Origin of the sequence: Peribacillus sp. NPDC096447 (assembly GCF_044762725.1) — a bacterium.
Classification (GTDB): domain Bacteria; phylum Bacillota; class Bacilli; order Bacillales; family DSM-1321; genus Peribacillus.
The window spans coordinates 366,411-379,732 of the sequence record NZ_JBIWEV010000002.1 but is presented as its reverse complement, the minus strand read 5'-3'; the positions used below and the strand labels follow the sequence as shown (position 1 = coordinate 379,732).

The following is a 13,322-nucleotide window of genomic DNA, read 5'->3' as shown; positions in this document are numbered from 1 at the left end:
ACACTCTTTACTCTTTATCTGACAATTCTTTTTTTATGTTAAGTCTGCAGGTTTTTGGGGTATGTAAAGGATTAAATACTTCTAGTAAAAAGACAGAGGAGAACCAAATGAAAAAATTGTCAGTTTTTTTGATTATAGTACTGGTTATATGTTTTGCTGCATATGAATTTCAGGCCTCGGAGTCGGAAGATGTGCAAAGGGTGATGGCTTTTGGAGATTCGTTAACCTATGGAAAAGGGGATAAGGACGGGGAAGGATATATAGAAGGCCTGGAGGATGAATTGAATAATCCGGAATCGGAACAAAAAGTGAGTTTTTGGAATTACGGTATAAAAGGCCAGGAAACGGATGGGGTGATGAAACAGCTTGATGATTACCGCATTAAAACGAAACTTGATGAAGCCGATACTTTCATCGTTTATATCGGAACGAATGACTTGATCAATAGTAACGGCGGGGACTTGGAGAAAATCAGTGATCGAAAAATCAATGAGGGTAAACGGGAGTATATCAGCCATCTGAAAAAGATTACGTCAACACTGATAAAGGCAAACGATAAAGCGGATATTCTGGTAGTGGGACTATATAACCCAATTAAAGGAAATCAAAAACTTGAAAAGCACATTCGCGATTATAACCAGTCAATAAAGGGAATAGCGGATAAAGACAAAAGGATGTTATTCATTCCTACGAATGATCTTTTTGAAGGTAAAAAGAAAACAGAGTATTTCAGTGATAAGTTACATCCGAATGAAAAAGGGTATCAGCTCATTGCGAATCGGGTTTTGGAAAGTTATGATTTCAAATGAAAGCAAAAATGCACAGAAAGGCATTCTGTGCATTTTTGCTTGCTAGGAATTTAATATGGCTTTTAGCTGAGGGAACTGCAAGTCATGGAGTTGCTTGTATCTGCCGTTGTTTTGCAATAACTGTTCATGTGTTCCTTTTTCATGAACCTACCCTTTTTCCAGGACGATTATTTGATCGGCATCATGAATGGTCGATAAACGATGAGCAATGACTATTGAAGTCCGGTTTATCAATAAACGTGACAAAGCTTCCTGTATCAAATGTTCGGATTCTGTATCCAATGCCGCCGTTGCTTCATCGAGAATGATGATTTGCGGATTTTTCAAAAGTGCCCTGGCAATGGCAATCCGCTGTTTTTGTCCGCCTGAAAGCTTGACTCCGCGCTCTCCAATTTGAGAATCATAACCATCAGGAAAGGCACTGATAAAGTCATGCGCATTTGCCGCTTTGGCGGATTCAATGATTTCATCATCTGTAGCATCAAGTTTTCCATACACGATGTTATCACGGATGGAACCGTTGAATAAAATGATATCCTGGGAGACAACTCCCATTTGTCCCCTTAATGATTTCAGTGATACATTTTTGATATCATGGCCATCCATTTTAATTGTCCCATCTTGCGGATCATAAAATCGGATCAAAAGGCTCGTGATGGTCGATTTTCCTGCACCAGAGGAGCCGACCAGAGCGGTTACTTGACCAGCTTTCATGGTCAGGTTTAAATTGCTGAGTACAGGAACACTCTCATCATAAGAAAAATCAACACATTGAAATTCAATTTGCTTTTTTATGGAAGGGAGTTCAATGGCATTTCCCTTGTCACTTATTTCAGGTTGTGTTTCCAATATTTCAGTTATCCGCTCAAAGGCGGCGGCTGATTGCTGGACAATGCTGATGACCCGGCTAAAATTGCGAACGGGACTCTGCAGCAACCTCAAATAGGCGAGGAAGGCCACGATTAATCCTATTGTGAATTCACCTTCCATCACTTGCCAGGCACCGAACACAATGACTGCTACAAGACCGATATTGTTCAGTAAATCAATAATCGGACCGAACATGGAACGTAGCCGAACGGATCTAACGTTCGCAGCCATGTTTTCCTGATTACGCTCGGCAAACCGCCTTGATTCGAATTCTTCATTTGTAAAAGATTGAATGAGCCGCATTCCTGAAATGGAATCCTGTAACTGGTTGCTGACATCTCCTGCGGAACTTTGCACAGACCTAAATGACATCCTGATGCGTTTCCCGAATACCCTTGTGATATAGAACATGAAAGAATGTAAAAAGAAGGACAATGGTCAGCTTCCAGTTAATGAAAAGCATATATACCGCCACGGCAATGAAAGTCACCGTGTCTGTCAAGACTTGAAGCATGCTCGAAGAGATGAGCTGCTGCAGTAAGTTGACATCATTGGTCAACCGGGACATTAAGTCACCAGTACGGTTTTTGTCAAAGAATTTCATATCCAGTGTTTGAATGTGGTCATACATGTTATTCCGTATATCCATAATAGCCTTTTGACCGACCTTGGAAACGATATAGCTGTTAAAGTAGTTCAGTAAAGCCAATAAGATGCTAGCACAAAGAATTCCTGTGCCAATCCAGATTAACAAATCATATCTTTTTTCGGGAATGACTTTATCAATCGTAAACTGCGTCAACTGGGGGATGGAGAATTCAAGCAATGAAATGAAAAGCATGATACATAAAGTCAAAGTGCAGAACTTCCATTTGGATGGTACCCGATTGAACATTTGTTTGAGCATCAACCATATGCTTCCTTTTGAGGGTATTGCATGCATGGCACTGCGGCCTTTGTGGCTGAATGGAATATGTCCTCCACTCATAGCGATCACTCCTATTAGACTATCCATGATGAATTTTGAAAGTCATTTGAAATTTACCTTAATGACTATCATAGAGCTTTTCAAAAAATAGACAACTTTTAATCGGTTCGTTTCTGTCAAAAAGTATTATTATTTTACACTTTCCTATAGGACATGGAATAATTAAAGGAGATTAGCGAGGCTTATAAGAGGAGATGCTAAAAATGAATGAAAATGAAAAAATCAGGGAAGAGCTTTTAAATGCGGTCAACGGACTATCGGATGAACAGCTGAACGCCCATCCTGAAACTGGACGATGGAGCATCATCCAGGTATTGGAGCATTTATATTTAATGGAGAGGGCCATAACAAAGAGCATATCCGATAAATTGAAAAGCGACGATAGCATTCCTGCTGTGGATAAACCGATCGAGCTTACTTTAAATCGTGAAGTGAAGGTCCAGGCCCCGCCATTTGTCATTCCGTCAGAATCATACCAAACTTTGAGTGAGGTTAAGGAAAAGTTGTCCGAATCCCGAAAGGCTTTTATACAGATCGTTGACCATGCAAAGGAAATTGATCTCGAACAAAAGTCTTTTCCACATCCTTTGTTTAAAGATTTAAGCTTAAAGCAATGGATCCCGTTCGTGGGACTACATGAAAAACGGCATTTATTGCAAATTGAAGAATTGAAAGCAAAGTTATAATAGAAGAAACTCATCCGTCTTTGGTTGAGTTTTTCACTTTCATACAGTTATTCGTAAAGGAAGGATTTTTCAGTGAAAGCCACTTGGGTAAGGACATGTTTGGTATTGGGCTTTTTTGGATTGTTACTGGGGCTTTTGTTCAAGTATATGCTTCCTCCTGATCTGGATGAAATCGAACTGACTGACGAGCTGAATCCGATCGTCGCCGAAAAAAAAGACGAGCTCATTCAATTGGCTAATGACAAAGGCATCCCGGTTATCATTACGGCGGGGTTCCGGTCTTTAGCCGAGCAAAATGAGCTCTATGAAAAGGGCAGATCAGACTCGGGCAACATCGTAACGAATGCAAGAGGTGCCGAGTCGCTGCATAATTTCGGGTTGGCGATAGATTTTGCCCTCCTTAACAAACAAGGCGAGGCCATTTGGGACATGAGTTATGACGGCAACGATAATGGAAAGTCAGATTGGATGGAAGTCGTGACCATCGCTAAAGGGTTAGGTTTCGATTGGGGAGGGGATTGGGCAGGGTTCAAGGATTATCCGCATTTACAAATGACATTTGGCTTAAGCCTGCGTGAGCTGCAGCAAGGCAAGCAGCCAAAAGGGCAGTGAAAGCGGTTGGCTTCATTATTAGCCGCATAATTTTGACTAATAGCAGGAAAATAAGCATGTGAATTGCTTTACAGGTAAGAATTCGATAAAGTGGACTAGTGAGAAATCAGACATAAAGGAGTGCAGTCACCATGGAAGAAACAAAAAATTGCCGGGACTCTTTGGTCATAAAAACAAGCCTTGTCCTCCCGCCGGATACAAATAATATTGGTACGATGTTCGGAGGCAAATTAATGGCATACATTGATGATGTAGCGGCTATATCAGCCATGCGTCATGCGCGAAGCAACGTCGTTACTGCATCAACTGATTCTGTCGATTTCCTGCATCCTATTCACGAAGGAAATGCAGTTTGCCTTGAAAGCTTCGTGACGTATACAGGGAGAACATCAATGGAAATCATCGTAAAGGTGATTGCAGAGGATTTAGTTACAGGAGCCCGGAATTTATGCGTCATTTCATTCTTGACATTTGTTGCCATTAATGAAGAAGGTAAACCAATTCCGGTTCCGCGTTTGGTTCCTGAAACAGAGATGGAAATGAATTTAAATGAATCAGCAAAACAACGGGCCCAAATAAGGAAAAAACGAAGGGAAGATACACAGTTCATTGCAAGTACTTTCGGAGTGAAACTGCCATGGACCGATCAATCAAATCCAGGATTATATAAATAAGATACCCCATCCCTTCTGCTGTTCTTATTAATGATTGAGACCAAATTCATTGTGATTTGGTCTTTAATTCATTGCCAGGAGTTTTGGGGAAATCAGTACTCACATCTTACCTTAACTGTATGGGAAAGAAATGTGAAAAGACGCTTGGATAAGTCCAAGCGTCTTTCTTATGTTATCTTGCTGGGTTTGATACGATTAGCACTTTAGTCATCGCTTGCTAAAATACCAAAGAAGCGCAAGATGTTAATGAATAGGTTAATGAAATCAAGATATAGATTCAAGGCCATGAGCGGTACTTCTTCGGCTGTTACCCCGTAATGCTTCATTCGATTGAAATCATATAAAATATAACCACTGAAAACTAAAATCCCGATAAAGGAAAAGACCAGCATGGCTGTAGAGCTTAATGGAGAGAAAATGTTGAAAATGCTAATGACCACTAAAGCTAGCAAGGCCGCAAATAACATTCCTCCCAAGAAAGAAAGGTCCCTTTTGGTGGTTGTGGCATAAACCGCCAGTCCTCCAAATACGACTGTCGTCGTAACACCTGCCAGGATCACCACATTTGCCCCTGCAGCAGCTAGGTAGTGTGCGATGATCGGATAGGTCGTAATTCCAGAAATCAACGTGAAACTATACAAAAATGTGTAGCCGATGGCTTTTTTCCTCCGCAATATGAATGCTCCAATCAACATGGCGATCTCAAGTATCGCCAAGGGAAGAAACAACGATGGCGGTACAAGAGTGCCGAGAGCCATCCCTAAAACGGAAACGGCAAGTGATAAAGCGAACGTCCGCATGACGGACGGCATATATGTTTGTACAGTTTGTGAATACATTCAATCACCTCATCATTTATTTTCTACCGTTTTCTACGAATCTGTTTTAAAAAGGTTTCATTGCATTACATGAAAATTTGGTGTTTTTTTAAAAGTATTGAAATATATATGAAGTAATTACCTTTTCTATGATATTCTTACAAATATACTAATTTTTCTGAAATATCAAAATACTTCAATCAGAACCATTCCGCGTTACGTAAAACGACAAGTTCAATAAATGGGCATAAACTTTAAAAAAGCTATCTTGAAATAATAAATTCAAAATTATTGATTCTATATATTTAATCGGACTTCAAAACTTTACTGTATAACAGTTATAAAGGAAACGATTTTTTATTGCAGAAAATTATTCCTAAAGTTATAAAATCTGAAAAAAATGTGATTATTTTCTATAAAAACTATTGTATAAATGTAAAAAATTGATTAAAATTTTAACTAATTATCAGAAGATTAATTATTTTCCCGATAAAATAGTTTAGGGGGAGCAAGGATGAAGAATGCTATTTTACAAATAGAGAACCTAACTACCTCATTCCGAATCGGTAACAAATATCATGCAGCGGTGGATGATGTTTCGTTTACGGTGAATGAAAATGAAATTGTAGCAGTTGTTGGAGAATCAGGTTGTGGAAAGAGTGCCTTGGCCTTAACTATCATGCAATTACATAATAAGCAGAGAACGAAATCCGAAGGAAATATCAATTATAAAGGTCAAAATCTACTAAAGTTGAATGATGTGCAAATGAATAAAGTCCGTGGTAAGGAATTAGGTATGATATTCCAGGAACCATTAACGGCTTTGAACCCGCTCATGACCATAGGAAAACAGATCGAGGAGAATCTTGATTACCATACTGAACTCTCCAGTGCTGAAAAAAAGAACAGGACGATCGAACTCTTGACACAAGTGGGAATTCCATATCCTGAACGGACGTACAAGCAATATCCGCATGAGCTCTCGGGCGGAATGCGGCAAAGGGCAATGATATCGATTGCCATTGCTTGCAACCCTGCACTGGTCATTGCCGATGAACCCACGACGGCACTGGATGTTACGATTCAAGCACAAATACTTGATCTGCTGAAGGAGATCCAAAGCAGGACAAAAATGGGGATCATCTTAATTACACATGATCTTAGCGTCGTAGCAGAGGTCGCTGACAGGATCGTTGTCATGTATGCAGGTCAGGTAGTGGAAACGGGAAGTGTTAAAGAGATATTCAACAATCCGCTGCATCCATATACGAGGTCGTTATTAAATTCGATACCTTCGGCTGCAAACGAGAAAAACCGTTTGCACGTTATCGAAGGAATCGTTCCATCGATAGCGAAAATGGATCGGATAGGATGTCGCTTCCAAGCTAGGATACCTTGGATACCTAAGCATGCGCATGAAGAGACACCCCGGCTTCACGAAGTGGGCAACGATCATTTTGTACGCTGTACGTGCTATAAAGAATTTTATTTTCAAGCTGAAGGAGATGCATCGGCCCATGACATTACTCAAATTAGATAATCTGAAAGTGCATTTTCCAATAAGGGGCGGTTTTTTCAGAAGGGTGGTTGATCACGTAAAGGCCGTGGACGGTGTTTCCTTTGAGTTGCAGCAAGGGGAAACATATGGTTTGGTCGGGGAATCCGGAAGCGGCAAGTCCACGACAGGCAAGGCAGTGGTCAAGCTGAATGATGTCACATCCGGACAAATCCTGTTTGAAGGCAGGGATTTAGCATCTTTAAGTAGAAAAGAAATTAAACCATTTAGAAAAGATATCCAAATGATTTTCCAAGACCCGTATTCATCATTGAATCCCAAGAAGAGGGTACTTGACATCATTGCCGAACCGCTGAGGAACTTCGAACGGTTATCACCTTCAGAGGAAAAGAAAATCGTCCAGGACTTCTTGGACAAAGTCGGACTCAGTCCGGAGTCGATTCACAAGTATCCTCATGAATTTTCAGGGGGGCAGCGCCAGCGGATTGGGATTGCCAGGTCTTTGACATTGAAACCTAAACTGATCATTGCGGATGAACCGGTGTCAGCACTGGATGTTTCCGTTCAGGCACAGGTATTGAATTTCCTTCAGGATCTCCAACAGGAGTTCAATTTGACTTATTTATTTGTCGGGCATGACTTAGGTGTAATCCGGCATATGTGTGACCGGATGGGCGTTATGTATCGCGGTAGATTGGTAGAGGAAGGCAAAAGCGAGGAAATCTATGAAAATCCGCAACATATATACACGAAGCGCCTGATTGCCGCCATTCCGGATTTAGAGCCGGAAGTTCGCGAAGAAAAAGTGCAGCTTAGAAAAAAACTCACCTCGGAATATGAGTCAACATACTCAAAATATTTCGATGAGAATGGACGTGCCTACGATTTGAAGCCAATCTCATCGACACATAGAGTCGCATTACAATAAGGAGGTGGAAGGAATATGTGGAAGTTTATCCTAAGGCGTTTATTAGTTATGATCCCGCAGCTCTTTTTATTGAGCATCATCGTTTTCATGATGGCAAAAGCAATGCCGGGAGATGCACTGTCAGGTCAGGAAATCAATCCTAGGGCCAACCCGGCCGAGCTTGATAGGATCAGGGAAGAACTGGGTTTGAATGACCCTTGGTACCAACAATATATAAGGTGGGCATCCAATGCAGTACAGGGGGATTTCGGTATTTCCTATACACATAAGACGCCCGTCATGGATGTTATCGAAGACAGGCTTTGGAACACGGTGTTCCTGGCGTTGGTCACGCTGATCTTTACATATATGCTTGCGATTCCATTAGGCATACTTAGCGGAAGGTATAACGATACCTGGGTGGATAAAACCGTTACGGGTTATAGCTATGTAGGATTTGGCACGCCGATTTTCATTTTTGCTTTAATCATGCTATTCGTTTTCGGATTTGCCCTGGATTGGTTCCCGTCTGGTGGCAGTGTCGATTCAAAGGTGGATGAAGGAACATTCGCCTATGTTGTAAGCAAGATCAATCATTTGATTTTACCAGCTTTAAGTACAGCTTTAATTGCAACAACAAGTACGATCCAATATTTGCGAAATGAAATCATCGATAATAAAATCAAGGATTTCGTAAGGACAGCGCGTTCGAAGGGAGTGCCTGAATCAAAAGTATATTCACGGCATATCCTGAGAAATTCCTTTTTACCGATAGCGGCATTCTTAGGTTATGAAATTACTGGATTGATCGGCGGCGCGGTCATAATCGAGACCATTTTCAGTTATCCGGGTCTGGGGCAGCTTTTCCTTAGTTCAGTCAGTCTGCGGGATTTCAGCGTTGTCACGGCCATCGTCATGATGACGGGATTTGCCACTCTGCTTGGCACTCTTCTTTCGGACATCATACTTAGTGCGGTCGATCCGCGTATACGGATAGAATAGGAGCGGGGTGAGTCGTATGGAAATGAAAGTAGAAACCGGAAAGAACATACAAGTGAAAGATGTGAGCCCTTCAGGAATCAAAATCATCTGGCAGGAAATCAAAAAGGATAAGCTTGCCATGGGCTCATTGATTATATTAGCAGCCATATTGATTTTTGTTTACGGTGCGTCGCTCTTCATGGACGCCAAGGAAATAGCCAAGGTCGATTTTCTCTCCATTTATATGGAACCATCTTCAGACTATTGGCTTGGAACCGATTATGGCGGCCGGGATGTATTTGCACAATTGATAGTGGGTACCAGAAATTCATTCACGATCAGTTTATTCATAACATTATTCACCGCTATCATCGGTTTATCATTAGGGCTTCTGGCTGGCTACTTCGGCGGGGCAACCGATAATGTGATCATGCGCGTCATCGATTTCGTGATTGCCCTGCCGCAATTGATGTTCATCATCGTTGTAGTCACGATTGTACCGATCTTCAATGTATATGTTTTCATTTTAATCATGACGATGTTTTTATGGACAGGTAAGGCCCGGTTGATTCGTTCAAAGGCTTTGTCAGAGCGTGAGCTGGATTATATCCACGCCTCACAGACACTCGGGACGCCACATTGGAAAATCATCCTGTTTCAGCTTCTGCCCAATGTCAGTTCACTGATCATCGTTAACTTCATTTTGAACCTTGCTGGCAATATTGGCCTAGAATCCAGTTTGACTTTCTTAGGGTTCGGTCTTCCGGAGAGCACACCGAGTTTAGGTACGCTCATCAGTTATGCTCGTAATCCAGATGTTCTGGAAAACAAGTGGTGGATATGGGTACCCGCATCACTCATGATTTTAGTGTTGATGCTGAGTATAAATTTCGTTGGTCAAGCGTTAAAACGCGCAGCCGATGCAAGACAAAGAAGAGCATAAAAAAGGGGAGTGTATGATATGAAAATCAAAAGCTACAGTAAGGTATTAAGTGCATTGGCCATTTCGTCTCTACTGCTTGCTGCATGTTCGAATGATACGGAGAAATCGTCAACGAAAGAGAAAAAAGGGAAAGATGTCGAACAGGTCGATACCTCTAAATTCCCGACAAAGACGACAAATCAAGGAGAGCCGATTAAAGGCGGCCATTTGACATATGGTTTGGTTTCCGATACCCCGTTTGAAGGGATATTAAACAAAGTTTTCTATCAAGGCGAACCCGATAACCAAGTTATCACATTCTTTGATGAAGATTTATTGGATACAGACGAAAACTATGTATATACGAATGAAGGTGCCGCTTCCTATGAGATTTCGGATGATCATAAAACGGTTACGCTGACGATTAAGGATAATGTGAAATGGCATGATGGAAAACCTGTGACAGGTGCTGATTTAGAATATGCATACCTTGTCATGGGAAGCAAAGATTATAAAGGTGTACGCTATGATGAACAAATGGCTTTAATCGAGGGTATGGAGGAGTATCATGAAGGGAAAGCGGACAAGATTTCAGGCATAAAAGTCGACGACAAGAAAATTACTTTCACTTTCAAAAAAGCGAATCCTTCCGTCACGACTGGATTATGGACATACCCGCTTCATAAAGAATACTTAAAAGATGTTCCGATTGCAGAGTTGGAATCTTCGGATAAAATCCGTAAAAATCCGATTGGTTTTGGACCATTCAAAGTGAAGAAAATCGTTCAAGGGGAAGCGGTCGAATTCGAAGCGAATAAAGATTATTACCGCGGTGAACCTAAATTGGACAGTGTCACATTAAAAGTCGTGAATCCGTCTGTTGTCGTCAAGTCACTTGAAAATGGCGACCTCGATGTAGCGGAGGTCCTGGCTGAGCAATATGATCAGGCCAAGGAATTGGTTAATGTCGAATTATTGGGGAAAGTTGAATTGGCTTATTCCTATATTGGCTTTAACTTCGGCCATTATGATAAGGAAAAAGAAGAAAATGTTATGGATGAGAATCCGAAATTCGGTGACAAACGCCTTCGTCAGGCAATGGCATATGCCATCAATAATGAAGAAGTTGGCGAAAAGATGTTCAAGGGCCTTCGCTTCCCTGCCAACTCTGTCATTACACCGAACTTTAAATATAACAATAAAGATGTAAAACCATATGAATATAATCCTGAAAAAGCTAAAAAACTTTTGGATGAAGCAGGATTTGTAGATACGAATAACGATGGCATTCGTGAAGATGCGGATGGAAAAGAGTTCAAGATCAATTTTGCTTCCATGAGCGGTTCCGATGTTTCTGAGCCACTAGCGAAATATTATATCCAGCAATGGGAACAAGTAGGTTTGGACGTCGAATTGCAGGATGGAAGGCTGCATGAATTCAATTCATTCTATGACCTGCTGAAAAAGGATAATGACGAAGTTGATGTATATTCAGCTGCATGGGGTGTCGCTTCCGATCCGGATCCATCAGGAATATGGTCCAGATCCGCAGAATTTAACTATACCCGTTGGGTGAATGAAAAAAATGATGAGCTTCTTGCTAAAGGGATTTCAGAGGAAGCCTTCGATGATCAATATCGAATCGATACGTATAATGAGTGGCAGGAATTGATCCATGAAGAGGTTCCGGTCATTCCGACATTATTCCGTTATCAATTGGCTGGAGTGAATGAACGCGTTACAGGTTATGATTATCTCGCAGGCCGCCAATATCAGTGGCATAATGTCGGTGTAACGAAATAATTTAATTGATGACTATCGGCTGCCTATATAGGCAGCCGATTTTTTTGCGTTTCAATGAAGTGGATAAAGGTTATATAGATAATAGTAAGTAATTGGAAGGGTGATATTGATGGAAGTGAGAAATCCTAATGAAACAAAGAGAGAGTTAGAAATATTGTTTACTGAATCGGTTGGCCGTTTACTGAAACCTCTTGAAGAGGAAATCATTGCAGACATTACAGCCTATCCAGACGAAAAGAGAATTGCCTTCTTGGAATATATGAAGGAAATGTCCAACAAACAAAGACAGTTGAAGTAAGTTGAACTTTCATCATGAAGGAGGTTTTTTTATGAGAAACGAGGATATGGACAGATACAAAGTATGGCGCGATAAGTGGAAAAGAAAAGTGACTATGGAGAATTTAGCGTTATATGGAATTGCAACATTAGCTATGGCCATGTTGCCTGTCTTGGCCTTTATGGGTTAAATCGATGAAAGGACCGCCTTTTGGCGGTCTTAAATATGTTAAAATTTGCCATGAAAAGATATAATGAACAAAGTGGAAAGGAGAGATGATACGCATGAGTGTGATCGAAGAAAAAGAAATTGTATCTTACATAAAAGAATTGGTGTCCATACCCAGCCCCTCCGGCTATACAGAGCAAGCCATAAAATACGCGGCCGATTTCATGGAGCAGAGGAAGGTTCCTTACAAGATCACGAATAAAGGGGCATTGCTTGCTTCATTAAAAGGCGAAAATGATGGCAAACATCGTTTGCTGACTGCCCATGTCGATACTCTGGGGGCCATGGTAAAGGAAATCAAGGCGAATGGCCGCCTTAAATTGACGATGATCGGCGGTTTCCGCTGGAACTCAGTGGAAGGGGAGTATTGTAAAATCCATACAGCTGACGGAGCCATTATCACCGGGACCATTTTAATCAATCAGACCTCTGTCCACGTATATAAAAATGCCGGTGATGCCAAGCGGGATGATGAGACAATAGAGGTCAGGATAGATGCTGTCGTGAAAACCAAAGCGGAAACCGAGGCCATTGGCATTTCTGTTGGAGATTTTGTCTCCTTTGAACCGAGAGTGGAAGTGACGGATACAGGCTTTTTGAAATCAAGGCATTTGGATGATAAAGCTAGCGTTGGCATCCTCCTTCATATCATTGATCTCATTTCCGCAGGAAAAATAAAATTGGCATATACGACCCATTTCCTGATTTCCAACAATGAAGAAATCGGCTATGGCGGAAATTCCAATATCCCTGAGGAAACAGTCGAATATCTAGCAGTCGATATGGGCGCGATCGGTGATGGACAATCGACGGATGAATTCAGCGTATCCATTTGCGCAAAAGACTCCTCAGGTCCATATCATTATAAACTCCGTCAGCATTTAGTCTCACTTGCCCAAGCAAATGCCGTCGACTACCGCGTCGATATTTATCCATATTATGGATCGGACGCTTCCGCTGCAATCCGGGCAGGGTATGATGTCGTACATGGCCTGATCGGACCGGGGATCGATGCTTCACATGCCTTCGAGCGGACACATGTCTCTTCATTAAAGCATACAGCCAATCTGATTTTGCACTATATCCAATCAGAGTTGGTATAATCGTGAAAAAAGCCCGCACTCATGTGCGGGCTTTTAACTGTTTTTTAGCGATATTTTTATTATAGTACTGTGTTTTTAGTGAAATGTACGTGAATTTCGGTCATTTACTCGTGATTTGGCGTATTACT

At 41.3% G+C, this 13,322-nt stretch carries 14 protein-coding genes and 1 pseudogene; 12 read left to right on the top strand and 3 right to left on the bottom strand.

The window, feature by feature from the left end; genetic code table 11:
- The first annotated feature begins 107 nt into the window (after positions 1 to 107).
- Complete coding sequence (locus tag ACIQZD_RS08720; RefSeq protein WP_402900828.1) at positions 108 to 809, top strand: GDSL-type esterase/lipase family protein; 702 nt, start codon at positions 108 to 110, stop codon at positions 807 to 809.
- 147 nt (positions 810 to 956) lie between these two features.
- On the opposite strand, the gene ACIQZD_RS08715 is transcribed toward ACIQZD_RS08720, so the two are convergent.
- Both ACIQZD_RS08715 and ACIQZD_RS08710 read right to left on the bottom strand, forming a co-directional pair.
- Positions 957 to 1,523, bottom strand: coding sequence for an ABC transporter ATP-binding protein (locus ACIQZD_RS08715; protein WP_402902035.1), 567 nt, complete (start codon positions 1,521 to 1,523; stop codon positions 957 to 959).
- A 264-nt stretch (positions 1,524 to 1,787) separates the two neighbouring features.
- Positions 1,788 to 2,520, bottom strand: a pseudogene (locus tag ACIQZD_RS08710) (ABC transporter transmembrane domain-containing protein); the annotation flags it as partial.
- Positions 2,521 to 2,870: 350 nt separating this feature from the next.
- Between ACIQZD_RS08710 and ACIQZD_RS08705 the strand changes: the two are divergent.
- From ACIQZD_RS08705 to ACIQZD_RS08695, 3 genes are all read left to right on the top strand, one after another.
- Positions 2,871 to 3,353, top strand: coding sequence for a DinB family protein (locus ACIQZD_RS08705; RefSeq protein ID WP_402900826.1), 483 nt, complete (start codon positions 2,871 to 2,873; stop codon positions 3,351 to 3,353).
- A gap of 72 nt (positions 3,354 to 3,425) precedes the next feature.
- A complete protein-coding gene (locus tag ACIQZD_RS08700; RefSeq protein ID WP_402900823.1) occupies positions 3,426 to 3,965 on the top strand; it encodes a M15 family metallopeptidase in 540 nt (179 codons plus the stop codon).
- Positions 3,966 to 4,096: 131 nt separating this feature from the next.
- On the top strand, positions 4,097 to 4,639 hold the full coding sequence (locus ACIQZD_RS08695; protein WP_034314279.1) for an acyl-CoA thioesterase: 543 nt from the start codon (positions 4,097 to 4,099) through the stop codon (positions 4,637 to 4,639).
- 203 nt (positions 4,640 to 4,842) lie between these two features.
- On the opposite strand, the gene ACIQZD_RS08690 is transcribed toward ACIQZD_RS08695, so the two are convergent.
- Positions 4,843 to 5,478: a Bax inhibitor-1/YccA family protein gene (locus tag ACIQZD_RS08690; RefSeq protein WP_214743607.1), complete on the bottom strand. Its 636-nt coding sequence runs from the start codon at positions 5,476 to 5,478 to the stop codon at positions 4,843 to 4,845.
- A 493-nt stretch (positions 5,479 to 5,971) separates the two neighbouring features.
- On the opposite strand from ACIQZD_RS08690, the gene ACIQZD_RS08685 reads away from it, so the two are divergent.
- The 8 genes from ACIQZD_RS08685 (at position 5,972) to ACIQZD_RS08650 (ending at position 13,194) form a co-directional block, all read left to right on the top strand.
- The gene (locus tag ACIQZD_RS08685) at positions 5,972 to 6,997 is read left to right on the top strand and encodes an ABC transporter ATP-binding protein (protein WP_402900816.1); all 1,026 of its coding nucleotides are present in this window, start codon (positions 5,972 to 5,974) and stop codon (positions 6,995 to 6,997) included.
- The gene (locus ACIQZD_RS08680) at positions 6,975 to 7,901 is read left to right on the top strand and encodes an ABC transporter ATP-binding protein (protein WP_402900813.1); all 927 of its coding nucleotides are present in this window, start codon (positions 6,975 to 6,977) and stop codon (positions 7,899 to 7,901) included. Before ACIQZD_RS08685 ends, ACIQZD_RS08680 begins: the two co-directional genes overlap by 23 nt.
- A 15-nt stretch (positions 7,902 to 7,916) precedes the next feature.
- The gene (gene opp4B / locus ACIQZD_RS08675; protein ID WP_137018948.1) at positions 7,917 to 8,882 is read left to right on the top strand and encodes an oligopeptide ABC transporter permease; all 966 of its coding nucleotides are present in this window, start codon (positions 7,917 to 7,919) and stop codon (positions 8,880 to 8,882) included.
- A 22-nt stretch (positions 8,883 to 8,904) separates the two neighbouring features.
- Positions 8,905 to 9,804, top strand: a complete 900-nt coding sequence (locus ACIQZD_RS08670; RefSeq protein WP_402902032.1) for an ABC transporter permease — start codon at positions 8,905 to 8,907, stop codon at positions 9,802 to 9,804.
- 18 nt (positions 9,805 to 9,822) lie between these two features.
- Positions 9,823 to 11,586: an oligopeptide ABC transporter substrate-binding protein gene (gene opp4A / locus ACIQZD_RS08665; RefSeq protein WP_402900808.1), complete on the top strand. Its 1,764-nt coding sequence runs from the start codon at positions 9,823 to 9,825 to the stop codon at positions 11,584 to 11,586.
- Positions 11,587 to 11,695: 109 nt separating this feature from the next.
- Positions 11,696 to 11,884, top strand: a complete 189-nt coding sequence (locus ACIQZD_RS08660; RefSeq protein WP_350301844.1) for a hypothetical protein — start codon at positions 11,696 to 11,698, stop codon at positions 11,882 to 11,884.
- Between the two features lie 31 nt (positions 11,885 to 11,915).
- Positions 11,916 to 12,053: a hypothetical protein gene (locus tag ACIQZD_RS08655; protein WP_402900803.1), complete on the top strand. Its 138-nt coding sequence runs from the start codon at positions 11,916 to 11,918 to the stop codon at positions 12,051 to 12,053.
- Positions 12,054 to 12,147: 94 nt separating this feature from the next.
- Entirely contained in the window at positions 12,148 to 13,194 is a 1,047-nt protein-coding gene (locus tag ACIQZD_RS08650; protein ID WP_402900798.1) for a M42 family metallopeptidase, read from the top strand.
- Positions 13,195 to 13,322 lie beyond the last annotated feature (128 nt).